The sequence below is a fragment of the Bacillus sp. AK031 genome, assembly GCF_053903065.1.
Window position 1 is genome coordinate 3396898 of the sequence record NZ_CP096424.1, and the last position, 25023, is coordinate 3421920.

Genomic DNA, 25023 nt, shown 5'->3' on the forward strand with positions numbered 1-25023 from the left:
TCTTAGAGTGCTAAGAGGCTGTTTATTTCTTTTTACCACAAAACAATGTTTATTAATATATTATAATTCACTTTCTTCTACATATAAATAATTCGTGTGCCGACTCAACATTTGAATTCAAGGAATACTAAGTTGAAAACATTTGCAAAACGTCGTGCGATTGTTAAAATGAGGTAGAAAGATTCTGAATTAAAGGAGAATACATATGGATAATTTCAAACAAAATCTTGAGAAATACGCAGACCTGGCTGTAAAGGTCGGTGTCAACATCCAAAAAGGGCAGACACTTGTTGTAAACGCTTCAATTGATGCGGCTGAATTCGTAAGACTTGTCGTAAAACAAGCATATGAGACCGGCGCAAAGCATGTGTATGTAAACTGGAACGATGACACAGTCAACCGTTACAAATACGACCTGGCTCCTGATGAAGCATTCACAGAATTCCCTGAGTGGAAAGCAAGAGAAATGGAAACATTGGCGGAAAACGGCGCAGCATTCATGTCCATCGTTTCTGCATCCCCAGATCTTTTAAAAGGTGTAGATCCTGAACGCATCTCCAACTTCCAGAAAGCTGCAGGCCAAGCAATGGACAAATACCGATCTTACATCCAATCGGATAAAGTAAGCTGGTCTGTCCTTGCAGCACCTTCTGAAAAATGGGCAGCAAAGGTATTCCCGGACGCACCAGCTGATGAGCAAGTCGACAAGCTTTGGGACGCTATCTTCAAGGCAGTGCGTGCAGACCAGGCAGACCCTGTTCAAGCTTGGAAAGACCATGACCAAAATCTGCATGAGAAAGTGGACTACTTAAACGGCAAAAACTATAAAAAGCTTCACTATACAGCTCCAGGAACTGACCTGACAATTGAATTCCCTGAAGGATATATGTGGGTTGGCGCTGGCAGCGTATCAGAGCAAGGCGTTAAATTCATGGCGAATATGCCGACTGAAGAAGTGTTCACGGTTCCTTTGAAAACAGGCGTGAACGGAACTGTTTCCAGTACAAAACCATTAAGCTACGGCGGTAACGTCATCGACAACTTCAAGTTGACATTCAAAGAAGGCCGTATCGTCGAAGTCCAAGCTGAAGAAGGCGAAGATATCCTGAAGCGCTTAGTGGAAACGGATGAAGGATCCCATTTCCTTGGAGAAGTTGCCCTTGTGCCTCACAAGTCACCAATTTCCCAATCGAATGTCCTTTTCTACAACACATTATTTGATGAGAATGCTTCCAACCACCTTGCAATCGGAAGCGCCTACGCTTTCTGTGTGGAAGGCGGCAAAAAGATGTCTAAAGACGAACTTGAAAAAGCCGGCTTGAACAACAGTATCACTCATGTTGACTTCATGATCGGTTCTTCAGAAATGAACATTGACGGAATCAAAGAAGACGGCACAACAGAAGCAGTCTTCCGCAACGGAGACTGGGCGTTTTAATTTAACGTAATATTAAAGAAGAGAAGTCATTTTGCTTTCGGGCGAATGGCTTCTTTTTTTTACCCGTACTCCTTCTTTTATATGGATATAAAATCTCCTTGTAATTTTCTGGTTATGAAAGTATGATATTAAAGGTTAATTTAGGGGAACGGGGAGATTTTTTTATGAGGATTAGGGATTGGGATCGAAATTTAAAGGTCAGGCTTTTTGGGGAAGCGATGATGAACATCACTTTCTGGATGTTTTTCCCGTTTCTGACGATTTATTTTACAGAAGCATTCGGAAAGCAGATGGCCGGCTTGCTGCTTATTGCCTCTCAGCTGTTTGCAGTTTTCGCCAACTTGATGGGCGGTTATTGTGCTGACCGGTTCGGAAGGAAAACCATGATGGTCCTTTCTTCCTTTGGGCAGGGTCTTGCCTTTCTGGTTTTCGCCTTTGCCAGCTCGCCGTGGCTGGAATCGGCAGCACTCGGATTTATCTGTTTTACGCTGGCCAGCGTCTTCGGGTCGTTTTATTGGCCTGCCAGCCAGGCAATGGTGGCCGATGTCGTGGATGAAAAAGACCGCAGCCACGTGTTCGCGATTTTTTATACGTCCATTAACATTGCCGTTGTCATCGGACCGATTTTAGGAAGTATTTTTTATGTACATTATCGTTTTGAACTGCTTCTTGTCTCAGCCATCATATGTATGATTCTGGGCTTGCTTCTTGCAAAAATGACTCGTGAGACTGCACCGGAAAACCAGGACAGGAAGCTTGTCACCAAGGGCGAGCCGAAAGCCTGGTACCATGCGTTAACGGATCAGTTTAAAGACTACAAAGTCATTATCAGGGACAGAACGTTTCTTTTGTTCATTTTGGCAGGTGTGCTGGTCGGGCAAACCTTCATGCAGCTTGATCTGCTTATACCGGTCTATATAAAAGACTCTCTGGAAAGCGCCAAAGTGCTCTCGTTCACATTGACAGGTGAACAAATCTTTGGAGTAATTCTTTCGGAGAACGGATTGCTTGTTGCGTTATTCACTGTCATCGTGACGAAATGGATGACCAAATACAAAGAAAAAAATGTATTTATGCTCTCGTCTCTCATTTATGCAGTGTCGATCTTTATTTTTGGCCAGACCGCTTCCATTTGGATGTTCATCGTATCAATGGCGATCTTCACCTTTGCCGAACTAATGACAGTCGGCATCCAGCAAAGCTTCATTTCCAAGCTTGCACCCGAGAATATGCGCGGGCAATACTTTGCGGCTGCGAGCATGAGATTTACGCTAGCCAGGACGATTGCACCATTATCCATCACTTTTTCCCTTTGGGCAGGCTATCAGGCAACCTTTGTAATTCTTGCACTGCTGGCTGGCCTGAGCGCTGTTTTATATTATGTGATGTTCTCGCAAATAGAAAAGCAAAACCTAATTAAACAACAGGTGACAGTCGAAACAGAAGTTTAATAGGCAGTCTGAAAAAAGAATTCAAAAAAATTTTGCATACCCCTTTCGCCATAGATTTATAGATGTTACAATGGGACCCGGTTGAAATAATAAGATTCATTTTCATCGGAAATAGCCGATTGACTCCATTCAACAAATCGCAAAGAAAGGGTGTATTTTCAATGCATACAGGAAGCAAAGGCTGGTACGTTCAACAACTGAAGGAGAAAGGTGTTCGCCGTTACGAGGAACGCAAAGTTGAATCCTACAAAAAGCACGTTTTAGCTACCTTACTTGAGAAATATCAATAACACTTACAGCCGGAGAGCACAGCTCTCCGGCTTTTTAATATTCTCTTTTTGATGTCGGGTTCGGCGGGATATCCCCCTCAACCTACACAGGGGAATTTTTCCGATTTTCTTTAATATATTTCACCTTGAGTGTTTGTTTTGAATATTTTAGTGGATTATATAAAACAAAGCCAAATTTGAAAGGTGATCAATATGAGCGAAACCAAACGAATGAAAGACACGAAGACGATAAAAACCAGTCATGTATTGCCGCCTGATACAAACCACCACGGTACATTATTCGGCGGCAAGCTTATGTCCTATATTGATGATGTCGCATCCATTTCCGCCTATAAACTGGCGAGGAACCCTGTGGTCACTGCTTCGACAGACTCGGTGGACTTTCTCAAGCCGATAAAAGTGGGAGATGCAGTAACACTTGAAGCGATGGTGACTTATACTGGGAGCAGTTCCATGGAAGTGTGTGTAAAGGTGACTTCTGAAAACCTTTTAACAGGAGAAACGGCGGTTGCCGCTATTTCCTTCCTTACCTTCGTGGCACTTGACCAAGGCGGAAAACCGGCTCCAGTCCCCAAAGTCATCCCCGAATCTGATGAAGAAAAATGGCTCAATGAAACGGCCGATAACCGCGCATCCCACAGGAAAGCCAGAAGAAAGCACAGCCAGGAGCTTGCCGAGTTTTTCGCCAAACACTAGTATGTCCTTTCAGCCGTTACCGGTAACTCCTATGGTGACGGCTTTTTTGATTTAGGTTCATCCTTACTTCCCTTTTTCAGTTATAAAGTATATCCACTTTCTATATAAGGAAAATTAGTACATACACTTCCGATACTAGATGGTCTAATTCCCTTTCCAAACAATATAAATAATATGAAATGGATCAGGGAAGGAGAATGGCCCGGTGGTTAAAACATATTGGGGTGTAGACTCATCCAAAACCGTAACCAGGGATTTATATAACAGTGTGCTGAAGAACTTTGGCAAGCCCTTATTTTGGGGAAGGTACTTGACGACTGTTGAAGATGCCTCTGAAGGGTTGACCAGAGAGGAGATAAAATTACTTCACAACAGCGCCACAAAGGTGTTGCCTATCTATAATAACTTTGCTTCTTCTGAAGGCTATCGGAGCGGCATGACATCTGCCGTCGATGCTGTTTCAAGTGCAAGGAGGTTAGGCATTCCAAAAGGTGTCCCTATCTTTGCAAAAGGAGAACAATCGTTAGAGTTCGATGCTGAATGGCTGCACGGCTGGTATGAAGGAGTTCAGTCAAGAGGATATTTGGCAGGTTACTTTAATGATCCTTCGGAAGGCAATTTCAACTCAGCCTATAGTAGAGCTGCACAAAACAGCGAACGAATTCCCATCGATACAATATTATGGAGTGCCGTTCCAGATAGAGGTCCATCAAAATCAGGAAATGCCCCCCGCTTCAATCCCAGGTCGCCATCATCCAAAGGAAATGTGTGGAGTTGGCAATATGGAAGAGATCCTAAAGCCTGCCCAATCAATACAAATCTGGCAACCCGGCAATTATTCGACATACTGTGGTAAACAATTAACGTGGTGTACTAAAAGAGAAAACAGCCGGCGGACTGTTTTCTCTTATTTTATTGCCTTTATTCGAAGGATGCACAAATCATTCCAAAATAAGTTGGAGCTTCATAAGATCAAAGCTCAACTCCTTCTGTTAACACCATATCCCCCTTCTGTGAATACGATGGTACGAATGAATAAATGGGGGCGATACATTGAACTCTATTAAACTTCCTACCATATTAAGCGGGCCGATCATACGCCGTGCAGATTCTAATCAGGTCTGTATCTGGATAGCATTGAGTGAGCCTCTTCAAGTCAAGGGCAGGATCTATACCGTTCATCAGCCGCCTGATGCGGAAGCCTGCGAGTACGAGACAATAGATTGTTCTTCAGAAACTGATTCAATTCACGCAGGAAAGCAATTATTTGTCCACCTGATTAAATTAACTCCGCATGCTGGGGCATTGCCTTTGGAAACTCTGATCGGTTACAACCTGATTTTTGAAAATGAGAATAGTAGTTTTGATTTAGCAGCATTCGACCTCCTTTCTCCTCATCATTCTTCTTCCATCGTCTACGGAAATCTGGAATATCCTACATTTTATCTCAGTGATCGCAGCAGCAGTTTCCTTTATGGCTCATGCCGAAAGCTCCATGGAGAAGGGGCCGACACTCTTGCAGAAGCGGACGAAGCTCTCTCTTCTTCTTTTGATACATCCGGGAGACCAGCAGCCTTATTCCTTATGGGTGATCAAATTTATGCGGATGATGTTGCAGACATGGTCTTCCCTCTCATTCTTAAGCTCAGCCGGCAGCTTATCGGCAAGGAAGAGACTTTGGGGGATATCGAACCAAACCTGAAAGAAAAAGATTTCCAAAAAAGAATTCAGCAAATTAATGGCAGACAATATATAACAGAGCAATTTTGCAGCTTCACTTCCAATAAAGCGGATAACCACCTGTTGTCAATCGGGGAATATGCAGCAATGTACTTACTTTCGTGGAGTCCTGAGCTGTGGAAGCTCGCCCAGGATGAGAACCTGCTCCCTTCTTTTGAAGAAGCTTTGGAAGATGACAAGATTCATTTTTCATTCAATCATCAGGAAATGCACAAGAAGGAATTTGAACTTGAACTTCGGTTGTTAAAAGAAAGATATAACAAGCAATCTACTGAATTATCCAGCTTCCAGGAGACCCTGTCAGCTGCCCGGCGGGTGTTGGCCAACACTCCGACTTATATGATCTTTGATGATCACGATATCACCGATGACTGGAATTTGACAAAGACTTGGAAATCACGTGTTCATGACTCTGCACTTGGGCGGCATGTCATCAGCAATGGCCTTGCCTCATACTGGTTATTCCAGGGGTGGGGAAATGCTCCGGCAACCTATGAATATTTTAAAAAGCCGATGCAGGAATATCTTGATGTATATAAACCTGCCTCCTCATCTCATTCGGACTGGATGGAATCCTTATGGGCATTTTCTTCCTGGCATTTCATTGCTCCAACTGCTCCTGCTGCACTCTTTCTAGACACAAGAACCCAGAGAGAGTATTTCGATACCCCTCAGCCGGTCAAGATTGGAAGAAAAATAGATGAAGAGAAAGTCAGCCCAAACCTCATTGGGGCAGAAACATGGGATACGCTCTACCAGGTTCTACTCACAACATCCTGGAAAGCCGGCGATCCATTAGTCATCATCTCTCCAACTCCTTTATATGGGATCGGATTGATTGAGAACTTTTTACAGAAATTCATTCTTCCCCTGCGATCACTGGGTGTACCTGTACAACAATCTTTTGATTTGGAAGCATGGAAATACAATGCAAAAGGGTTTAGTGAATTCCTCTGCCGGATTGCTGACTGGAGTCCCTCCGACTGCATCGTTTTATCAGGCGATGTGCACTCAGCATCAGCCGTAAAGTCGGCTGTGGGCCTGCCCGATGGAAGGAGCTTCACCATCCATCAATATACGAGCAGCCCGATCAAGAACATGAGTTACTCAAGCATTGCCGGAAACCTCATGAAACTGTTGATCATGTTAAACGCACGCCAGAGAACAAACCGGACTCTATATCGCTATTGCACAAAAGAGCATGATATGATTACCTCCCATGACGCAGGGGAAATACCTGGCGAATATGAGTGGAAAGAAACGATTGATTATTTGAAAGTTAAAGATTCCTCCATTTTTGAAACAAAAAATAATATCGGGCTTTTTACTTACACTTCTAAGCAGCTCGAAAATACACTTCTCATGCAATCTGGTACGCACAATTATACAACTGAAGAAGAATTGGATTAAAACGAGGCAGCCCCTATTGGCTGTCTTTCTTCCTGGTTCCAACTATTACATATTTAAAATCGATTATTTCTCTAATAAAACCTTAAAAACTGCCGATATAAGAGGTACGGACATCTTTGAGGTGCCGACAACATTCTAGGAGGAGCATCAGTGAAAAAGATATTATTTATACCTCTGTTGATCACCGTCTTGATGATGGCAGGATGTTCAGCAGCAAGCACTTCTGACAAAAAAACAACCGAATACAAAATTGGTATACTATTATCTGATACCGGCTTGGGAGATGAATCCTTTAATGATTCTGCCTTCAGGGGATTAGAAAAAGCAAGAGATGAATTAGGAATTCTATTTGATTACCGGGAAGCGCCGGATGGGGACTTCGAAACTCCTCTTGAAGAGTTATCACAACAAGGAAACGACCTTGTCATCGGCCTTGGATTCTCCGTTCAGGAAGCATTGGAGAACACAGCAAAAAAGTTCCCTGAGCAAAGTTTTCTGCTCATTGACGGGGTATCGGAACTTGAGAATGTAACTTCCATCACCTTTAAGGAACATGAAGGCAGCTTTCTGGTTGGAATGGTGGCAGCGATGACCAGCAAAAACCAGCATTTGGGTGTCATAGGCGGGGCAGATGTTCCCGTTATCCACCGATTTGAAAAAGGCTTTATACAAGGAGCTCAATATATAAATCCTAATATAAAAATCATCAGTGAATATGCCAATAATTTTGGTGATGCAGCACTGGGTGAGAAGATGGCATTGGAACAAATCAAAAAAGGGGCCGACTTCATTTATCCAGCAGCAGGATTCACAGGTGTAGGGGCCATCCAGGCGGCCCAGGATCATCATATTTTCACGGCAGGTGTCGACTCTGACCAATATTTCGTAGCAGAGAAAGCTGTCGTTACATCTATGATGAAGAATATCGATGTAGCAGTGTTTAACATCGCAGAAAGTCTGGTAGAACAAGGGGAAATCGGTCAGGATGTATACGAATTGGGCCTTGCAGAAGACGGAGTTGGACTGGCGCCGATTCGCAATATCACCCTCTCCTCCGAACAAAAGAAAGCAATTGAAGCAGCCAAGAAGGAAATGATTTCCGGCAGCATATCTATCAATTTAAACTGACAAGGAGCCAGATAAATGAAACTACGAAGCAGATTGATCATCATGGGCATACTTCCACTCGTATTCTCAATCAGCATCATTGCCTATATGATTTTCCAGATTGTTAATATCCAAAGTTCTGCTAAAGATGATGTGCAAGTATTAACATCCACGGAAGCTTTAAGTGGAGATCTGATTGTTACCAAACAGTCACTGTCCAACTATGCGTTTAATGCTTCTGATGCTAATAAAACAGAGGCTCTTTCATTGATACAAGGTACAGAACAGGAAATCGCCAATCTGAAAAAATTGTTAAAAACTGAAAAAGAAAAAGTGACACTTTCAAAGGTGGAAAACAAGTTCATTGACCTGAAAAAAGCAGCACAATCAGCATTGGAAAATGATAATAGCGCTGAAGTGAAAAGGCAGTCCATCCGGATTTCAGGCATTCTGAATGATATGCACTTATTGAATAAGCAGACGGATGAATGGTATGAAGGCATCCTGAAACAAACCGAGCAGAAAATTGCTTTCATCATCTTTTCTTCTATCGGAGCTTCCGCTTTATTGATTCTGATGTCTGTATGCCTATCCTGGTTCTTATCGAGCAGGATTGTGCATCCAATCAACAAAATCGTGACCAATGCGGCCAAGGTGGCTGAAGGCGATTTAACGATCGACACTCAATCCGGCCGTAAACCCGACAGTCATTATGAAATCGATAAACTCCAAAATTCATTTCTGGGAATGGTTGATAATTTAAGGCAAACGGTTCTCTCCATTGAATCAACAGGGAGCAGAGTCAAAACCTTTACCGACGAAGTGAGTGAACATATGCACAGCTTGACAGAAAGCAGTAACCAGGTGGCAGTTTCTACTGAAGAGCTGTCCCGCGGCAGTCAGTCCATTTCCGAAGATATCAGTTCAACGGCCGAACTGATGGGCACAATGGGTGAAGAATTCGGAAAAAACATGGCAGAAAGCAACCTTTCAGTTCAATCAAGCCAAGAAGCCCTTGGCCTTGTCCAGTCTGGAAAAATGTCCTTGGATAAACAAAAGGCTTTTACAGAACAGCAGTCACTCTCATCACAAGATATCATGCGTTCTGTTGAGCAATTTGCCAACTACACAGATGAAATTGAACAAGCTGCCACTTCAGTACAAAGTATCGCCGACCAGACGAACCTCCTTGCCTTGAACGCGGCAATCGAAGCGGCAAGAGCCGGAGAAGCAGGAAAAGGCTTTGCTGTTGTCGCTGAGGAAGTAAGGAAACTTGCAGAAGACTCTTCAAAGGCTACCGAGCTGATTGAAAAAATGGTTCATAGTATTAAAGAAGGCATTGGTTCGATCATCGAACTGACGAACAAAGGCAACCAGCTGTCAAAAGATCAGCTCCATTCAATGAATGAAACAGAAACTGCCTTTGAAAATATTTCAGATAAAATCTCCCTGGTTTTCAACCAGCTGACTTCATTAGTCAACGGCATGAATCAGTCTAATGAAATGACAAACCAGGTCATTTCAGCAGTTGAGAATATATCAGCCGTGACAGAGCAAACAGCTGCAGGAACGGAAGAAATATCTGCTTCCACGGAAGAACAAATGCATTTCTTCAATCAGATGAACGAGAAAATCCAGCAATTGCATCAATTAACAGAAGAACTTAATGGTGAAATGAAGAAGTTCCAAATTTAAAAATACAGCTGCCACCCTTAATAAACGGATGGCAGTTTTTTTATATTTTAAGCTTTGCCCGACTTTCAGGTCGGCAGTGAAATTTAATTGCGGATCATTGAGTTTGACTGCATCGGATTGATTTTTCGGTTCAACGCCTCCATAGACCCCTATTCAACAATACCCTCTAAGCCCCCATCTGGCTCCTACTACTCCTCGCTCTTACTTTTACTAAATTCCAAGATGCCGATACACTTTTCTATCCGCCTCGGTACTTTCCCCACTCATATTCACCTTTATTACAACACAAAATTCCAAAACCTTATCATTACAACTTTACAGAGAGTTTAAGTTTTGTTGACAGGGTAAAACATGTAAGAAGCCATTCTTGTATATATTTGTGAAGATAAGGCTGATAAGACAGTATTGTTCACATGCTTTTCAAGCTGATAACTTTGTAACAGGCTGTAACATTGGTTTTCTGGAATATTTATCCGCGACAAAAACCGTCAAAAATCTCCTATAATTTATGAAGTATATAAAGATAGATTGAAAAACAAATATTTTACTAACAATGAAAACTAGTTGAATTTCAAACAGTTGGAGGAATAAACATGCTATCAAATTCTGAAATCGGTATTGATTTAGGTACTGCGAATATCCTGGTATACAGCAAGAATAAAGGAATTATTTTTAACGAACCTTCCGTTGTTGCCATAGATACGGAAACGAAAAATGTGCTGGCTGTCGGAACGGAAGCTAAAAGCATGATCGGTAAGACGCCTGGAAAAATAGTTGCCGTAAGGCCTTTGAAGGACGGCGTGATTGCGGACTTCGATGTGACCACTGAAATGCTCAAGCAAATAATGAGAAAAGTGAACAAACAAATGGGCTTGTCCATTCGGAAGCCGAGCGTTGTCGTTTGTACGCCATCCGGTGCTACTTCTGTTGAAAAAAGAGCTATCCAAGACGCTGTAAAAGGCAGCGGCGCAAAATCAGTCACATTGATTGAAGAGCCGGTTGCAGCAGCAATCGGCGCAGACCTGCCTGTCGATGAGCCGGTTGCCAACGTAATTGTAGATATCGGCGGCGGGACGACTGAGGTTGGAATCATTTCGTACGGAGGTGTCGTTTCCTGCAATACGATTCGCATCGGCGGCGACCAGATGGATGACGATATTATTCAGCATGTACGCAAAAAATATAACCTGTTGATAGGTGAACGTACAGCAGAAAAAGTTAAAATGGAAATCGGCTATGCCCTGATCCCCCATGAAACTTTATCGATGGATATCCGGGGACGCGACCTTGTTACAGGGCTGCCAAAAACGATCACTCTCGATTCAAATGAAATTCAAAGTGCATTGAAGGAATCCCTTCTTCATATTTTGGAGACGATTCGCTCAACATTGGAAAACTGTCCTCCGGAACTAAGCGGAGACATCGTTGACCGTGGAGTGATCTTGACCGGGGGGGGAGCTCTTCTTGGCGGAATGCAGGAATGGCTTTCTGAGGAAATTGTCGTACCCGTCCACCTTGCTCCGAATCCGCTGGAATCGGTTGCAATCGGTACCGGCCGTTCTCTTTCTGTGATTCATAAGCTTCAAAAAGTTGCCAGATAACGAATGATGGTGTCTTGGTGCGGCGGTCTAATGCCCGCTGCTCAAGACACCTTTTTTCTACCCTTTTATCATAGCTCACAAATTAAGAAACCGGCTGCATAGCGGTCCACAGCCGGTCATGAAGATGAAAGGAGGTTCTTCATAGTACATAATATGAAAGCAGACAACGCGTGCTTGTACTTCTAACCATTTTTCTCAGAATAAAGAATCGGGCGCTGTTTCGGGGTCATACTAGTACTAGCAAGCAGAAAGGATGATCCCTGATGAATGAAAAGCAAGCAGAAGATTTATTTGACTTCTACGGTTACAATGATTTGTATAAAAGATTTCAGACACCGCTCTATGTCACCGGGCTCCTGGATGAAGCAAGCACTGAACAGCTGGAAGACTTCTTTGAGAACTTTTCATTCGAAGATCATCAGCCTCTTTTCGATGAGTTCAAATACTGGTTTCAGTACTTTCTTATCACCAGGAAAAGCTTCAATAGTTAAAAAGCTCTTTCCTGATAAAAATAATTGGGCGATTTCCACTCATTTTTATATCCCTTGTGGAAGATATGTGTAGTGGCAGGTGATACAGGTGGAATGAGCCATGTCCAGTCACCGGTCAACTTTCTTCCGGCCTGTCTTTCTTTGTTTTCAAATGTCTTGAATTGCTGGGCAGCCGTATGATGGTCGACAATGCTGACACCCGCTTCTTTAAACGAATGGAGAACAGCAATATTCAATTCAACCAGGGCTTTATCCTTCCATAGAGTTGACATTTTAGAAGTATCCAGGCCCATGCAACTGGCGACCTTAGGCAGCATATTATAGCGGCCTTCATCCGCCAGGTTCCTCGCTCCGATTTCCGTTTCCATATACCAGCCATTAAAAGGGGCTGCTTTATAGGAAATCCCTCCAATTTCAAGCCTCATATCCGATATGATCGGTACGCCATACCATTTTAAGTGAAGATCGGTAAACCAACTGTACTCAGGGTGTTTCAATCGGACTTCGATAATATCTTCTCTTGGTGCTTCTTTCCACACAGGCTTCCTGTCACCTATTTGAACAACCCATGGCAAAATGTCAAAATGGGTTCCTTTCCCCTTCCAGCCGATCTCTTCACACTTTTGGGTAAAATCCAGCGATGATGACTCACCAATGATCCCATGTTTATCTCTGTACCCTGCATATCGGAGCAATTGATGGTTCCAGATTCTGATATCCGGTTCATTTTGCATGGACGGCCGGAAAATCGTAATCGTCGGCCGGATTTTCCCTCCATTCGAGGCATATTTCAGATGCGCCTCCAGCTCAGAGAAAATTTCTCCTTCAGTAGAAGCAGACCGGGCATCCCTTACATGCATGCTGTCCCAAAACAGCCTGCCAATGCAGCGGTTGCTGTTTCTCCAGGCCATTTTGGCTCCGTGTTCGATTTCTTCAAATGTATGTTCATAAGTACCTGTTTTTTCAATTTCATTTTTAACCTGAAGGATTCGATCTTTAATCTCTTCTTCTTTCCTTCCAAGTTCTCTGTGGCAAAATTCTATAAAAGATATGGCTTCCTGCAATATTTGTGACAATATAAACTTCCTTTCAAAAGCTGACCTTTACAAAGAGTATATCATCTTAATGGTGTTTTCAATAAAGAGGTATGTGTTCATTTTATTACGATAATGAAGAAGTTGAAGTGCCAACGTTTAGCCCCGGTGGCAAATGTATCCCGGTGAATACTGGGGTTATTTTGAGTTTTATTGACTATCCTTCTTCTTAAACTCAAAATCAGATGGCATGCAAACGTTTTTTTGACCAGCTATCTCCTCTTACTCCGGTTCAGGTGGCACATAAACTCCTTTTATTAACCAGCTATCTCCCCTTACTCCTGATCAGATGGCACATAAACTCCTTTTATTGTCCAGCTATCTCCCCTTACTCCTGATCAGGTGGCACATAAACTCCTCTTATTGTCCAGCTATCTCCTCTTACTACAGATCAGATGGCACATAAACTCCTTTTATTATCCAGCTATACTCTCTTACTCCTGATCAGATGGCACATAAGCTCCTCTTATTGTCCAGCTATCTCCTCTTACTACAGATCAGATGGCACATAAACTCCTTTTATTATCCAGCTATCTCCTCTTACTACAGATCAGATGGCACATAAGCTCCTTTTATTGTCCAGCTATCTCCTCTTACTACAGATCAGATGGCACATAAACTCCTTTTATTGTCCAGCTATCTCCTCTTACTACAGATCAGATGGCACATAAGCTCCTCTTATTGTCCAGCTATCTCCTCTTACTACAGATCAGATGGCACATAAACTCCTTTTATTATCCAGCTACACTCTCTTACTCCTGATCAGGTGGCACATAAACTCCTTTTATTATCCAGCTATACTCTCTTACTCCTGATCAGGTGGCACATAAACTCCTTTTATTGTCCAGCTATACTCTCTTACTCGATTAAGTCCATATAATTGTGTAAAAAGAAAGAGTCATTTTTATCTTTCTTGTCAACAATGTTTTCAACCACGATAAACATTGAAAGAAGGAATAAAAATGACTCAAGTACAGTTTAGCCTAGATTTGGATATTTTAAAAGATTCTGTTATGAATTCTAACCTTGATACGATAGTAAAATCTTCAATTGTATTAGTGTTGAATGAATTCATGGAAAAAGAAAGAGATGAATACTTACAAGCCGCTGCTTATGAACGTTCTTCCGAACGAAGAGATTATCGAAATGGATACTATGAGCGAGAGCTCCTGATTGGTGTTGGAAAGATTAAATTGCGAGTCCCACGTACAAGAGAAGGTGATTTTTCTCCGTCTATATTTGAAAAATTCTCCCGCGTCGATCAAGCACTCACACTATCTATGCTTGAAATGGTTGTAAACGGTGTATCTACTCGCAAAGTCACGAACATAGTTGAACAGCTTTGCGGAGAAGGTGTTTCAAAGTCATTTGTTTCATCATTAACAGAGAAGCTAGATCCCATCGTAAATAAATGGGCAAGCCGTCCCCTCAATGTTCAGTATTTCCCTTATCTCTATGCGGATGCCATGTATATAAAGGTCAGGGAACATAATAAAGTAGTATCTAAAGCAGTCTATATCATGACTGCCATGAATGAGAAGAAGAATCGTGAAGTGATTGGGTTGAAAATAGACCATGTTGAAAGCTTTGAAGCTTGGCAGGGGTTTTTCCAAGAGTTAAAATCACGTGGGTTACAATCCCCAAAATTGGTTATCTCTGATGCTCATGCCGGGTTAAAGAAAGCAATTGAACGAGAGTTCATTGGAACCTCTTGGCAGCGATGCACTGTCCACTTTAAGCGGAATATAATAGATAAGCTGCCGAAAAAAGATATGAAACAAGTCATATCCGATCTGAGAAAAATTTATCAATCTGCTTCAAGTGCTGAAGCAAGAGCTACCAAAGAAGAGTTTATCAGTAAGTACGGAGATAATAAGAAGCTTGAAAAGGCATTAGACACCTTGGAAGAGGGCTTTGAAGATTCTATTCAGTACCTAAATGAAGAGGACAAGTATCAAATAAATATAAGTAGCACGAATTCCTTAGAGCGTTTAAACCAGGAGATCAGGAGGCGTGAAAGAGTCATCAGAATCTTTCCAAATACTCAATCAGCCTTTCGATTAATAGGTGCACTTCTCATGGAAAATGAGAACTTACAATTGAACAAAAGAAAAAGGTAATGACAGGTAAAGCGAAGCGCGAATTTTTTTGACAGGAAAGGGGGTACCCCCTTTCCTGTCAAAAAAATCAAAAACACTATATTAGGTTGAGACGTTGTATAAATTAATTTACACAATAATCAGGACTTGACTCTCTTACTCCTGATCAGATGGCACATAAGCTCCTCTTATTGTCCAGCTATCTCCTCTTACTACAGATCAGATGGCACATAAACTCCTTTTATTATCCAGCTACCTTCCTTCACTACAGAACAAATGGCACATAACCACATTGTAGGGGCCTAAGCTTCCCCCGCGGAGTCGCGTACCTGGAGAGGGAATCAGGCAACACTCCCTAAATAGATTTATTAGACAACATTTCCTCTTTAACAATGCCCAAAGCCTTCTATCAAAAAGACCTGCAGCAATAGATAGCTGCAGGTCTTCCAGGTTAATCGTGTCGTTTATGCTTATTGAGCAATTCCTTCAGCATATTGATGATCGTCGCTCTTTCTTCTTGATTGAATGTCGCTGTCCACTCGGTAATCAGCTTATCCTCATCGGGTTTCAATTCCCTTTGCAAACCGTCTGTGAGAATTTCGTGGATCTCCGTCAGTGTTTCTGCCCTGTTTCCTCCTCGGATTTCTTTCATGATGGAAAACCTCCAGTCTTTTTAATTGGTTATTCCCTCACGAGGAAAATCCGAAACTTATCAGAGCACATCGGTCATTATAGAAGCTGTTCAAGAGACGCATACTTGGTATCTCTTTCTTGTTCCTTCATTTCTTTTTCAGAATAAAGCTTTTGAAGAGCATCAAGATCGGTTTCCTGTAAAAGCTGATGCTCGATCGTGGATAACTCGGCTTCTATAACGAGAAGCTCCTCTTCCAATTTATCGATTGAAATGGCGGTTTTCTCCTCTTTAGCCTTCGCTTTCGTTTCCTGCTTTACTTTTGGCTTTGCCTCCATTATTTCGGGCTCTTCTCTTAAAGAAAATTCATTCAGCTTTTCTTTCGCCCACGTATAGCCGCCCGGGAAGAAATATAAGTTCTGCTTATGGATCCAATAGGTCTTATCAAAAAGCTTATTGAGGAAGTACCTGTCATGAGAGACAGCAAGGATTGTTCCGCTGAAACTCTCTAAAGCATCTTCAAGGACTTCTCGTGAATCGATGTCCAAATGATTTGTCGGTTCATCCAATACAAGGAAGTTAATATCCTGATGCATCAACTGAGCCAGGCGAAGACGCATTTTCTCTCCTCCGCTTAACTGTCCGACTTTCCGGAACACAGCTCCTCCATAAAATAAGAATCCGGCAAGAATATGCCTTGCCTCTCCTTCTGTTACCGCAACTTCCTCTCTGAAAGCGTCAATCAGCCTCATGTGCGGATCGGCAATGGTGAAATGCTGTGACAGGTAACCCGTCTTAACGTTGCTGCCTACTCTTACTTCTCCTTCATCCTGCTTCATATCGCCAAGGAGCAGCTTAATGATCGTCGATTTGCCCGTTCCATTTTTCCCGACAATAGCCGTCCGGTCTTTAAAATGGACATCGAGGGAGGCATTTTGAAAGAGTGTTTTGTCAGCGAAGGATTTCTGAACTTCTTTCATTGTAAAAACCACTTTGCCGCTGCGGTCTCCATTCTCAAACTCAAGTCCCATCTTCTTCCGTTCTAGAACAGGCCGCTTCAGTTTTTCCATCCTCTCCAAAGCCCTCTCCATATTTCTGGCCCTTTTATGAAGGGCAGCATTCGGCGGATTTGCCTGGTTTGCCCACTCGCGGAGCCTTTTGATTGCTTCTCTCATCTTCTTTATTTTTCTCTGCTGCTCTTGATAGTGCTGGAACTCGAGCAGCAGCTTTTCTTCTTTTTCCTTGATGAACTGCGAATAATTCGTATGATAGAGACAAACCTCTCCATCCTCCAGGTCAATCACTTTATTGATGGTTTCATCCAGGAAGTAACGGTCATGCGATATGACCATTACCGATCCGCTGTAATCCTTCAGAAAACTTTCAAGCCACTCAACCGCCCCGATATCAAGATGGTTGGTCGGTTCATCAAGCAGCAGAAGGTCAGGCTTCTTCAGGAGAATGAGCCCCAGGCAGATTTTGGTTTGTTCGCCTCCACTTAATGAGTTGAATCTCTTGTCCAGCAAGTCTGTGATTTCCAGCCCATTTGCGACTTTCGCCATTTCAGATTCTATTTCGTAGCCGCCGCCAAGAGTAAATTTATCTTGCAGGGGCCCATACTCTTCCAGCATGCGCTGAAGTTTATCAGCATCCTCTTCTGTTCCCATTTTTGCTTCGAGTTCCTTCAATCGTCTTTCCATATCGATCAGCTCTGAGAATGCAGATTTTAAGACATCCTCCCCGCTCATCGCGTCCTCATACTGGGGAATCTGTGATAAGTAGCCAATTTGGGCTCCCTTCTTAAAATGGATTTCCCCTGTGTCAGGCTGTTCAACACCTGCAATCAACTTGAATACTGTCGTCTTTCCACTCCCATTGCGGCCGACAAAACCGACTCTGTCTCCTTCATGCACTTCAAAAGATAAGTTTTCAAAAACCAGGTTTCCTCCGAACATTTTACTGATTTGCTGTACGCTGCATATTATCATTTATCTCTATCCTTTCTTGATCTCATTATTTTTTTATAATGAGTAAGAGGATCTCTGTATAGAAAAAAGCCATGTATAAGTAAGACTTATACCATGGCTTTTACAATAAAATCGGGTATATAAAAAGGAGAGCATGACGCGCTCTCCTCCCGTTTCTATAAAAGTGTGGGTATTGAGACCTCTTACTGTTCTGTTCTATATGGAATTGCTAAAAAAGGGCATACGTATCCCGTTGTAAGCAAAACCATGAAAAATTGCGCGGCAAATGTAGATATATTCTAAAAATTGACCGTGCAACCCGACAGAACTTTTCATCTCAATACACACCTCCTTAAAATTCAATAGTTACATAATTAGTATACAATTTTTCGAAAACTTAATTCAAGTGTTTTTTGAATTTGATTCAATTGCCTGGTTACTAAGCTGGTTTCCTTCAGTGCCACTTCTGTTTTAGAAAAAGAAGTTGTTCTTAAAATGTTTAAAACGCTATAGTTCTGTCCATCCTTTCTAACAGCTGGCTTCTTCCGTAATGCAGCTCTGATTTGGTTCTTGTATTGCACAATAATCAGATTAACCTGCGCAGGTACGAGAAAGAGGCTGGTTTTTTGTTGTATCTGGATTATGACCGCAAAATATTAAAGGGATTCGCTGCTGTTGAGCGAATCCCTTTTTTTAAACCAGGCGTTTGAAGTTTTGGCCTAGTATTTCATTCATGTTATGCACCGTGATAAATGCTGTCTGGTCGACTTCTGTTATGAAGCTCTTCAATTTTGAAAAGTCTTTTCTGCCTAGGATGGTTGTGATCACTTCTTTGCTGTCTGAAGTAAAGGCACCTTTAGCAGTATGGATCGTCGCGCCTTTGCCAAGCTCTTTGACAATATAGGTACGGATTTCATCACTTTCTTTGCTGATGATGACGACTTCTTTATTCGTATTAAACTGCTGCAACGTGTAATCAATAACCAATCCATTCAAAATTACTCCAAAGAACGCATACATTCCGACCTGAGTCCCGAACAAGAAAGTGGAAGACAAGGCAATCGCAAGGTCGGAAAACAGGACAGCCCGTCCAATTTCAATATTGAAGTATTTATTTAGAATCATGGCGATGATGTCCGTTCCGCCGGTAGATGCTTTTTGGTTAAAAACAAGCGCCATACCGGTTGCAGCAATGCATTGCCCGATGATCAGCTGGATGAGAATGTCATCGCTCAGCGGGGCTTCAATCGGTGCTGCTGCTTCAAGCAGCCATACATATCCAGATAAAGCGAAACTGGCATAAACTGTCTTTGTTCCGAAACTGAAACCCAGAAAGATGATCCCGATAATAAACAACACGATATTCACAAGGATCATGAACATCCCGATCGACATGCCCGGCATCACATAATTCAGCAGGATAGATAAACCGCTGACTCCCCCTGTCGCCAAATTATTAGGTGAAAGAAAGAAATGCACATTCACCGCAACAAAAAAAGCACCCAGGTTCATCAGAAAGAATGACATCAGCTTTTTTCGCATCACCGCAACCTCCTTTATATTAAAAAAAGCGCAAGCGCCTTGTTCAGCCTCAACAGGCATAAGACAAGCCGGCGAGAAGGTTGCTCTTTAACCTTCTTGACGGATTGGCTTATGACCCGAGGGGCTAGGCGCTGGAGCTGGATTCAGAACCGCTACTTTTTCTAAATCCAAATTTTTATGTTTCTTACCTTTGAAAAATAGAATAATTATTTTCGTAGACAACGGGATTATAAAGGTCATAGATACCTTTGTAAAGGGATATTCATAAGGTTTAATTATTTAAAAAATTGCAAAGGTTTTCACTGATGTTTAATGAAAAGTGGATTTTTTTCTATCCTCTAAAAGGGATAAAATGCGAAAAAAAAACCACCCAAAATGGATGGTTTTAAGGATTACCCCGCCAAGCTGACTCCGCTATCCTTTTCTTTACGGGCGAAGCGCACCAGCAGGTAAACAATCGGTGTATCGACAATGGCCACAACCAGCTTGAACAAATATTGAGTACCGATCAAAGCAAGCAATGCAGTCAGCGGCATAGTACCGAAGAATGCTATTGTGATAAAAATTGTCGTGTCTGCCAGCTGGCTCAACAATGTAGAAGAGTTATTGCGCAGCCACAATTTGTCATTGCCATGTTTGGCTTTTAACTTGTGGAACACAGAAACATCCAGGTTCTGGCTGATGAAGTATGAGATCAGGCTTGCTAACGTAATACGGAAGCTGCCGCTCAAGATAGATTCGAACTCTGTTTGCATTTCAAAGAATGGTGCAGACGGCAAGTTGATGGCAGCCGCAATAAAGATCAGAGCAAAGACTTGCGTAAGCAGTCCCGCTCTCACCGTTGCCCGTGCAGCGTCTTTCCCGTACACTTCCCCGATGACATCTGTAATTGGGTAGGTGAATACATAAACAATGACCGCAGCCGGAAGTACAGCCCATTCACCAAGGCTGAACAGTTTCACAGCTAATATATTCGAAAGAATCAATAAACCGACAAAGAGAGAGTTTAAATAAATCAGCATCCTGTCAAACCTCCTTAACGGTTATCGATAGTTTCCGGATAAAGGTCGTGGTTCATCATCCGGTAATCAGCCATTTTTTCAAATTTCGTGCCTGGTTTACCATAGTTGCAATAAGGATCGATGGAAATACCGCCTCGTGGCGTGAATTTGCCCCATACCTCGATGTATCTAGGGTCCATCAATTCGATCAGGTCGTTCATGATGATATTCATGCAGTCCTCATGGAAGTCCCCATGATTTCGGAAGCTGAATAGATAGAGCTTAAGTGACTTGCTCTCCACCATTTTGATATCAGGAATATAGCTGATATAAATGGTCGCAAAATCAGGCTGCCTTGTTTTCGGACAGAGGCTTGTGAATTCCGGACAATTGAATTTCACGAAATAATCTCTATTAGGATGCTGGTTTTCAAACGTTTCCAGCACTTGTGGTGCATATTCAAATAAGTAATCTGTCCCCTGATTTCCCAGTAATGTTACATCTTGCAGTTCTTCATCTTTTCTTCCAGACATAAAAAAATCCTCCTTATATTGGTACCTATTAGGAGAAATCACAGCCAGTCCAATGTGATGAGAAAAATAAAAAACCATATCCGGCATGGATATGGTCACGAAATGTAAGACTCATCCATAGTTTTTTATAGAGGGTTTGGGCTATGAACCTCTCCTTCGATAGGAAACTATTTAATTTATTACTATAATAGTATGGCAGCGTGAATGAATTGTCAACATGACGAAAAATTTGGAAACGGTTTGTCTGCAGGTTGCACTCCTGCTTTTCATTTACTGCTTAACGTACTAGAATAAGTATAATAATCAAAATCATGTTAAGATGATTACAAGTCATATTAATGGAGTGTCTCCTTTGCAAACACAAGTGAGAAAACTAACCGAATTGGCGATTGCCGGAGATCTTCCTGAGATTCATAAATGGTACCAGGAGAACCATGAACAATCACTTTCTACTATAGAATTTTATGAAAAACTTTTAAAGCCAGTCATGGAAAGGGTCGGTGAACTTTGGGAGAAGAATAAAATCACCGTTGCAGAAGAACACTTGGCAACAGCTAGCATCGATTACCTCATGACTCAGCTGCGCTACCAGCTTGTACACCCCGGCCTTTTGAAACAATCCCCTTCCATTCTGCTCTTCTGTATTGAAGGTGAACAGCATTCCCTCGGATTAAAGATGGTTTCAGATGTATTCAGGGAATCCAATTGGAACGTCAAATTTCTGGGTTCCAGTGTGCCCACTGAAGAAGTCACCAAGTTCATCCGCAAGTGGAAACCTGATGTCATCGGAATATCGATTTCACTTTCACCGCTTTTGCCCAAACTGAAAGATTGCTTAACTTTGATCGGACAGTTTGAGGAGGATGTTAAAATTCTCATCGGAGGAAGAGTCGTCTCACTGTATAATCTCGAAGAATTCGGAATCGGAAATGTCCATCTTTGTAACGATCTAAGAGATATTGAAACTTTCGCAAGGAACGGATTGAAGAAAAATGCACCAGTACTGCCTGAAGGAGAATGATAATGGAAGAAATCCACTATGTTCCTGTGCCGTTTTTCATCTTGGATGCCAAACTTTCGATCCTTGATGCATCCGAATCGGGATCAAAGATGATACAAGGTACCAGCTTTCTCGATATGATTGAAGAGGAAAGCAGCACGAAGTTTTCTAAATACTTTCATCGCCATATGTCGGGTACGTTAGAGATCAATATCAAATCAAGGGAAAATCCCCCTATGCCTGTTCTTTATGATGCCTATTTTCAGTTTGCCGAAATGAAGCAAAAGTATTATGTTGCCCTTATCAGTAAAGCGAAAAACTACTCAGATATCTCCAAAAAGCTGGACAGGATCCAAAAGCATCTCTGGAATCCCAATCAGGAGGACACAATCCAGAAGCAGCTTCACCCCAGTTCGTTCCACCTGGATACAGCCGCTGATAAAATCCGGCATCAGGAAAACAATATCGAGGAAGCTGTAAAACAGCTTAGACATCTGCAATCAGAATTGGGAGGCAGCCTGCCTGAATCCAAAAAGCATTTGCTAAGAAAATGTGCAATAATTGAAAAAACACTTAAAAATAATATAAAATGATACTTAACTTAAGATGGAGGTTATCCGTATGTCTCTTTTGAATGATATTTTATCCTTTAATGAAAAATTTGTTTCTGAAAAAATGTACGAGCCTTATGCCACGACGAAATTTCCTGACAAGCGACTTGTAATCCTGACTTGCATGGATACACGCCTTGTCGAACTTGTGACAAAATCCATCAACATGAAAAACGGTGATGTGAAAATTGTCCGCAATGCAGGTGCAGTTGTTTCACACCCATTTGGCAGTATCATGAGAAGCCTTCTTCTAGCTGTTTATGAACTTCAGGCAGATGAAGTCCTTGTCATCGGACATCATGATTGCGGCATGGGCGGCTTGAGTGCGGATAAAGTTAAGGCAAGCATGAAAGAAAGGGGCATCAGCGAAGATACATTCGATACCCTTGAGTATGCTGGGATCAACCTTGATGAATGGCTCAAAGGTTTCCAAAGTGTCGAAGATAGCGTTGCACACAGTGTGAAAATGATCCGCAACCACCCGCTGATGCATTCAGAGGTACCTATTCATGGACTGGTCATCGATCCCGCAACAGGTAAACTGGACCTTGTGGCTTCCGGGTATGAAGAGACTAAGCAATAGACTTTAAGTTTGAAGAACAGCTGCTAATGGCTGTTCTTTTTTATTTTTCCTATTGTCTATACAATACTCAGCCGGATAGGAGTTTTTTCAGTCTGCCCCATGGACACTCACATACATTCTGCAAAACTGGGTATATATACATTAGTACACTACAAGTCGAAAGGAGGATTCCAAATGGAAGAAATGACGCTATATGTTAAGGAAGCAACAAACAGGGCTTCGATCCAGACGCTCGAAACCGCTTTACTGGATCTAAACGGAATTGAAAGAGCGCTTGTTGACACGGCAGTTGGAGAAGTGAAGGTTACATATGACCAGGCAAAAATCACACCGCATGAGGTTGAACAAAAAATACAGCAGCTCGGCATGCATCTTAGATAAGCAGAAAAAATCCCGCGTGGGCGGGATTCTTTTTTTACACTTTTACCGGAATATATATCTTCAATTTCAAATCATCTTCAGCAGGATCATAATCAGATGGGTATTCTTCAAGATGTTCAAGAATCTGCTGGTCCAGGCTGTATTCACTTTCTTCAATCCAGCTGTAAAGAGCCTGGTAAGACTGCATAATTTCTGTTCCTTCATGTTCCATTGCTGCATACGTATAGGCAGGGACTTCAATGATATCCAAACCGTATTCTATGTCCTCAATCTCGCTTACTTCATAACATAGGTAAAATGTAAGTCCATTGCTAAGATTATGATAAGATAATCCTTTTACAATCCCCGGCTCCACCTTATTCTCAATACTTTCGGAAACGTCTCTCAGTTGGGCGAATAGCTTTTGGATGCCTCCTTGTGATGCTTCTTCAAACGTCCCCTGCCACTTGAATCCGAGTGCTTTAAATCCATCTCTTTTTATTATTTTTGGCTCCATCGATTTTCTCCTCTATTTAATTAGGTAATAGTAAGAAATTCCCGTTTCTCCTTTGAGTATCCTTCATTTTTATGGCTCTTTCATAAGAAAATTGTTGTTTGTTAATTTTGACCTCGTCATTCATTTTTTCCATACACCACTATTCATCTTTCATCATATTGTAATGAGAAGGAGGTGGGTGTTTTGCTTTCACGCATAAAATGGCTGTCTTTCTCTATTGAACTGTTCCTCGCTTTACCTGTATTCGGTACCATAGCTTCTGAACTGATGCCTTTTTACCTTTGTTTTATAGCTGTTTGGCATGGATGTGTCTTACTTATATCCAAGTCTGAGGACCAGCCTGTACTCGGCAGTGCTCTGGGTGTCATCGCTTCATTCACAAATTTCTTCCCTTATGTCCGGATGTTCACCCACGGTATCGCAGCAATCGTATTGATCCTCGAAATTAAAAAAGCTCCAGGAATGGAGTAATGAGGAGGCCGGATACTCAACTATCCGGCTTGTTTTCATTTCTTGTCCTTTACCTCATGGTCCTCTATTTTACTTGAGCTGTCCATGACCGCATAAAGCGATCTTCCAAGATACAGAGGAATGGATAACTTCTCAAAATCAGGCAGTCCCTTCTCATTGAAAAGATTGTCATCACGGTAAAAAGCTTTGATATCTGCTACGAACCAATCATGATCTCCATATGAATTGACATCCATCGTTTTACATTCATACGCTACATAAGCATCCTTAAGAATTGGAGCATTGGTATGTATTCCTCTGTCAAACTTCATTTGGCCCAGGGCTAATTTATTGGTATCACTCCCTGAGTATACTCCCGCCTCCTGGATGAACTTCGCATCCTCTGCCTTCAGAAAGTTGATGGCAAACGTTCCGGCATCTTTCACCAGCTGATGAGTATGCCTTTCACTACCTATTGCCACCCCATAGATTGGCGGCGAATAAGAAATGTAGGAATGCCAGCCTGCAGCCATGATATTATCTTCTCCATCATGTGACACTGTAACCAGTGCGACCATTCCCGGATAACTGTGCATTATTGTCTTCTCCTGTAACTTCCTCATCGGTTATCACCTCGCTTCCATTATCACATACTTCTGAAATGTCTGTCATTGTTTCACTCTCGGATGATCAAAGAGCTGGATGATATATAAATC

The 25023-nt window shown here is 42.1% G+C and carries 25 protein-coding genes and 1 riboswitch; of the genes, 16 read left to right on the forward strand and 9 right to left on the reverse strand.

All coding sequences use genetic code 11. The annotated features are described in order from the left end of the window. The first annotated feature begins 205 nt into the window (after window positions 1–205). The 10 genes from M1E09_RS17430 (at window position 206) to M1E09_RS17475 (ending at window position 11919) form a co-directional block, all read left to right on the forward strand. Entirely contained in the window at window positions 206–1438 is a 1233-nt protein-coding gene (locus M1E09_RS17430) for an aminopeptidase (RefSeq protein ID WP_456272084.1), read from the forward strand. Between the two features lie 164 nt (window positions 1439–1602). Beyond that, on the forward strand, window positions 1603–2889 hold the full coding sequence (locus tag M1E09_RS17435) for an MDR family MFS transporter (protein ID WP_456272085.1): 1287 nt from the start codon (window positions 1603–1605) through the stop codon (window positions 2887–2889). 161 nt (window positions 2890–3050) lie between these two features. After that, window positions 3051–3179 carry a DUF2639 domain-containing protein gene (locus M1E09_RS17440; RefSeq protein ID WP_456272086.1) on the forward strand — a complete coding sequence of 43 codons (129 nt, stop codon included), beginning with the start codon at window positions 3051–3053 and terminating at the stop codon, window positions 3177–3179. A gap of 192 nt (window positions 3180–3371) precedes the next feature. Then, the gene (locus tag M1E09_RS17445) at window positions 3372–3875 is read left to right on the forward strand and encodes an acyl-CoA thioesterase (protein WP_456272087.1); all 504 of its coding nucleotides are present in this window, start codon (window positions 3372–3374) and stop codon (window positions 3873–3875) included. A gap of 205 nt (window positions 3876–4080) precedes the next feature. Beyond that, complete coding sequence (locus tag M1E09_RS17450; RefSeq protein ID WP_456272088.1) at window positions 4081–4731, forward strand: glycoside hydrolase domain-containing protein; 651 nt, start codon at window positions 4081–4083, stop codon at window positions 4729–4731. 197 nt (window positions 4732–4928) lie between these two features. After that, the gene (locus M1E09_RS17455) at window positions 4929–7025 is read left to right on the forward strand and encodes a hypothetical protein (RefSeq protein ID WP_456272089.1); all 2097 of its coding nucleotides are present in this window, start codon (window positions 4929–4931) and stop codon (window positions 7023–7025) included. A 150-nt stretch (window positions 7026–7175) separates the two neighbouring features. Then, entirely contained in the window at window positions 7176–8153 is a 978-nt protein-coding gene (locus M1E09_RS17460; protein ID WP_456272090.1) for a BMP family ABC transporter substrate-binding protein, read from the forward strand. A gap of 15 nt (window positions 8154–8168) precedes the next feature. Further along, on the forward strand, window positions 8169–9827 hold the full coding sequence (locus M1E09_RS17465; RefSeq protein ID WP_456272091.1) for a methyl-accepting chemotaxis protein: 1659 nt from the start codon (window positions 8169–8171) through the stop codon (window positions 9825–9827). A 593-nt stretch (window positions 9828–10420) separates the two neighbouring features. Next, window positions 10421–11428 (forward strand): rod-share determining protein MreBH, encoded by a 1008-nt coding sequence (gene mreBH / locus M1E09_RS17470; RefSeq protein WP_456272092.1) that lies wholly within the window; start codon window positions 10421–10423, stop codon window positions 11426–11428. Window positions 11429–11691: 263 nt separating this feature from the next. Beyond that, on the forward strand, window positions 11692–11919 hold the full coding sequence (locus tag M1E09_RS17475) for a hypothetical protein (protein ID WP_456272093.1): 228 nt from the start codon (window positions 11692–11694) through the stop codon (window positions 11917–11919). Here the strand turns inward: M1E09_RS17475 and M1E09_RS17480 are convergent. Then, window positions 11916–12995 (reverse strand): nitric oxide synthase oxygenase, encoded by a 1080-nt coding sequence (locus tag M1E09_RS17480; RefSeq protein WP_456272094.1) that lies wholly within the window; start codon window positions 12993–12995, stop codon window positions 11916–11918. The genes M1E09_RS17475 and M1E09_RS17480 overlap by 4 nt on opposite strands. Before the next feature lie 980 nt (window positions 12996–13975). Here M1E09_RS17480 and M1E09_RS17485 point away from each other — a divergent pair. Beyond that, window positions 13976–15133: an IS256 family transposase gene (locus tag M1E09_RS17485; RefSeq protein WP_456272095.1), complete on the forward strand. Its 1158-nt coding sequence runs from the start codon at window positions 13976–13978 to the stop codon at window positions 15131–15133. 430 nt (window positions 15134–15563) lie between these two features. On the opposite strand, the gene M1E09_RS17490 is transcribed toward M1E09_RS17485, so the two are convergent. The 6 genes from M1E09_RS17490 to queF form a co-directional block, all read right to left on the reverse strand. Next, window positions 15564–15764 (reverse strand): hypothetical protein, encoded by a 201-nt coding sequence (locus M1E09_RS17490; RefSeq protein ID WP_456272096.1) that lies wholly within the window; start codon window positions 15762–15764, stop codon window positions 15564–15566. Window positions 15765–15841: 77 nt separating this feature from the next. Continuing rightward, the gene (gene abc-f / locus M1E09_RS17495) at window positions 15842–17731 is read right to left on the reverse strand and encodes a ribosomal protection-like ABC-F family protein (protein WP_456272097.1); all 1890 of its coding nucleotides are present in this window, start codon (window positions 17729–17731) and stop codon (window positions 15842–15844) included. Window positions 17732–17926: 195 nt separating this feature from the next. After that, complete coding sequence (locus M1E09_RS17500; RefSeq protein ID WP_456272098.1) at window positions 17927–18046, reverse strand: RAxF-45 family protein; 120 nt, start codon at window positions 18044–18046, stop codon at window positions 17927–17929. 357 nt (window positions 18047–18403) lie between these two features. Continuing rightward, window positions 18404–19252, reverse strand: coding sequence for a YitT family protein (locus tag M1E09_RS17505; RefSeq protein ID WP_456272099.1), 849 nt, complete (start codon window positions 19250–19252; stop codon window positions 18404–18406). Window positions 19253–19644: 392 nt separating this feature from the next. Beyond that, complete coding sequence (locus tag M1E09_RS17510) at window positions 19645–20274, reverse strand: queuosine precursor transporter (protein WP_456272100.1); 630 nt, start codon at window positions 20272–20274, stop codon at window positions 19645–19647. Window positions 20275–20288: 14 nt separating this feature from the next. Beyond that, entirely contained in the window at window positions 20289–20786 is a 498-nt protein-coding gene (gene queF / locus M1E09_RS17515) for a preQ(1) synthase (RefSeq protein WP_456272101.1), read from the reverse strand. A gap of 111 nt (window positions 20787–20897) precedes the next feature. Then, window positions 20898–20944, reverse strand: a riboswitch (PreQ1 riboswitch). A gap of 194 nt (window positions 20945–21138) precedes the next feature. Here queF and M1E09_RS17520 point away from each other — a divergent pair. The 4 genes from M1E09_RS17520 to M1E09_RS17535 all read left to right on the forward strand — a co-directional run bounded on the left by M1E09_RS17520 (window position 21139) and on the right by M1E09_RS17535 (window position 23361). After that, on the forward strand, window positions 21139–21807 hold the full coding sequence (locus tag M1E09_RS17520; RefSeq protein ID WP_456272102.1) for a cobalamin B12-binding domain-containing protein: 669 nt from the start codon (window positions 21139–21141) through the stop codon (window positions 21805–21807). 2 nt (window positions 21808–21809) lie between these two features. Further along, complete coding sequence (locus M1E09_RS17525; RefSeq protein WP_456272103.1) at window positions 21810–22379, forward strand: hypothetical protein; 570 nt, start codon at window positions 21810–21812, stop codon at window positions 22377–22379. Between the two features lie 28 nt (window positions 22380–22407). Beyond that, a complete protein-coding gene (locus M1E09_RS17530) occupies window positions 22408–22980 on the forward strand; it encodes a beta-class carbonic anhydrase (protein WP_456272104.1) in 573 nt (190 codons plus the stop codon). 174 nt (window positions 22981–23154) lie between these two features. Beyond that, window positions 23155–23361: a cation transporter gene (locus M1E09_RS17535; protein ID WP_456272105.1), complete on the forward strand. Its 207-nt coding sequence runs from the start codon at window positions 23155–23157 to the stop codon at window positions 23359–23361. A 34-nt stretch (window positions 23362–23395) separates the two neighbouring features. Here M1E09_RS17535 and M1E09_RS17540 read toward each other — a convergent pair whose 3' ends face one another. Next, complete coding sequence (locus tag M1E09_RS17540) at window positions 23396–23857, reverse strand: GyrI-like domain-containing protein (protein ID WP_456272106.1); 462 nt, start codon at window positions 23855–23857, stop codon at window positions 23396–23398. 183 nt (window positions 23858–24040) lie between these two features. Here M1E09_RS17540 and M1E09_RS17545 point away from each other — a divergent pair, with 183 nt between their 5' ends. Continuing rightward, window positions 24041–24328 (forward strand): hypothetical protein, encoded by a 288-nt coding sequence (locus tag M1E09_RS17545; RefSeq protein ID WP_456272107.1) that lies wholly within the window; start codon window positions 24041–24043, stop codon window positions 24326–24328. 35 nt (window positions 24329–24363) lie between these two features. Here M1E09_RS17545 and M1E09_RS17550 read toward each other — a convergent pair whose 3' ends face one another. Further along, on the reverse strand, window positions 24364–24903 hold the full coding sequence (locus tag M1E09_RS17550) for a flavin reductase family protein (protein ID WP_456272108.1): 540 nt from the start codon (window positions 24901–24903) through the stop codon (window positions 24364–24366). Window positions 24904–25023 lie beyond the last annotated feature (120 nt).

Excerpts from the sequence above, each read along its gene's own strand:
- M1E09_RS17430 (WP_456272084.1), top strand. The coding sequence starts at position 206 with ATGGATAATTTCAAACAAAATCTTGAGAAATACGCAGACCTGGCTGTA.
- M1E09_RS17535 (WP_456272105.1), top strand. The coding sequence starts at position 23,155 with ATGGAAGAAATGACGCTATATGTTAAGGAAGCAACAAACAGGGCTTCG.
- M1E09_RS17445 (WP_456272087.1), top strand. The coding sequence starts at position 3,372 with ATGAGCGAAACCAAACGAATGAAAGACACGAAGACGATAAAAACCAGT.
- M1E09_RS17525 (WP_456272103.1), top strand. The coding sequence starts at position 21,810 with ATGGAAGAAATCCACTATGTTCCTGTGCCGTTTTTCATCTTGGATGCC.
- M1E09_RS17500 (WP_456272098.1), bottom strand. The coding sequence starts at position 18,046 with ATGAAAAGTTCTGTCGGGTTGCACGGTCAATTTTTAGAATATATCTAC.
- mreBH (WP_456272092.1), top strand. The coding sequence starts at position 10,421 with ATGCTATCAAATTCTGAAATCGGTATTGATTTAGGTACTGCGAATATC.
- M1E09_RS17435 (WP_456272085.1), top strand. The coding sequence starts at position 1,603 with ATGAGGATTAGGGATTGGGATCGAAATTTAAAGGTCAGGCTTTTTGGG.
- M1E09_RS17465 (WP_456272091.1), top strand. The coding sequence starts at position 8,169 with ATGAAACTACGAAGCAGATTGATCATCATGGGCATACTTCCACTCGTA.
- M1E09_RS17440 (WP_456272086.1), top strand. The coding sequence starts at position 3,051 with ATGCATACAGGAAGCAAAGGCTGGTACGTTCAACAACTGAAGGAGAAA.
- M1E09_RS17475 (WP_456272093.1), top strand. The coding sequence starts at position 11,692 with ATGAATGAAAAGCAAGCAGAAGATTTATTTGACTTCTACGGTTACAAT.
- abc-f (WP_456272097.1), bottom strand. The coding sequence starts at position 17,731 with ATGATAATATGCAGCGTACAGCAAATCAGTAAAATGTTCGGAGGAAAC.
- M1E09_RS17540 (WP_456272106.1), bottom strand. The coding sequence starts at position 23,857 with ATGGAGCCAAAAATAATAAAAAGAGATGGATTTAAAGCACTCGGATTC.
- M1E09_RS17490 (WP_456272096.1), bottom strand. The coding sequence starts at position 15,764 with ATGAAAGAAATCCGAGGAGGAAACAGGGCAGAAACACTGACGGAGATC.
- M1E09_RS17510 (WP_456272100.1), bottom strand. The coding sequence starts at position 20,274 with ATGCTGATTTATTTAAACTCTCTCTTTGTCGGTTTATTGATTCTTTCG.
- queF (WP_456272101.1), bottom strand. The coding sequence starts at position 20,786 with ATGTCTGGAAGAAAAGATGAAGAACTGCAAGATGTAACATTACTGGGA.
- M1E09_RS17550 (WP_456272108.1), bottom strand. The coding sequence starts at position 24,903 with ATGCACAGTTATCCGGGAATGGTCGCACTGGTTACAGTGTCACATGAT.
- M1E09_RS17530 (WP_456272104.1), top strand. The coding sequence starts at position 22,408 with ATGTCTCTTTTGAATGATATTTTATCCTTTAATGAAAAATTTGTTTCT.
- M1E09_RS17505 (WP_456272099.1), bottom strand. The coding sequence starts at position 19,252 with ATGCGAAAAAAGCTGATGTCATTCTTTCTGATGAACCTGGGTGCTTTT.
- M1E09_RS17485 (WP_456272095.1), top strand. The coding sequence starts at position 13,976 with ATGACTCAAGTACAGTTTAGCCTAGATTTGGATATTTTAAAAGATTCT.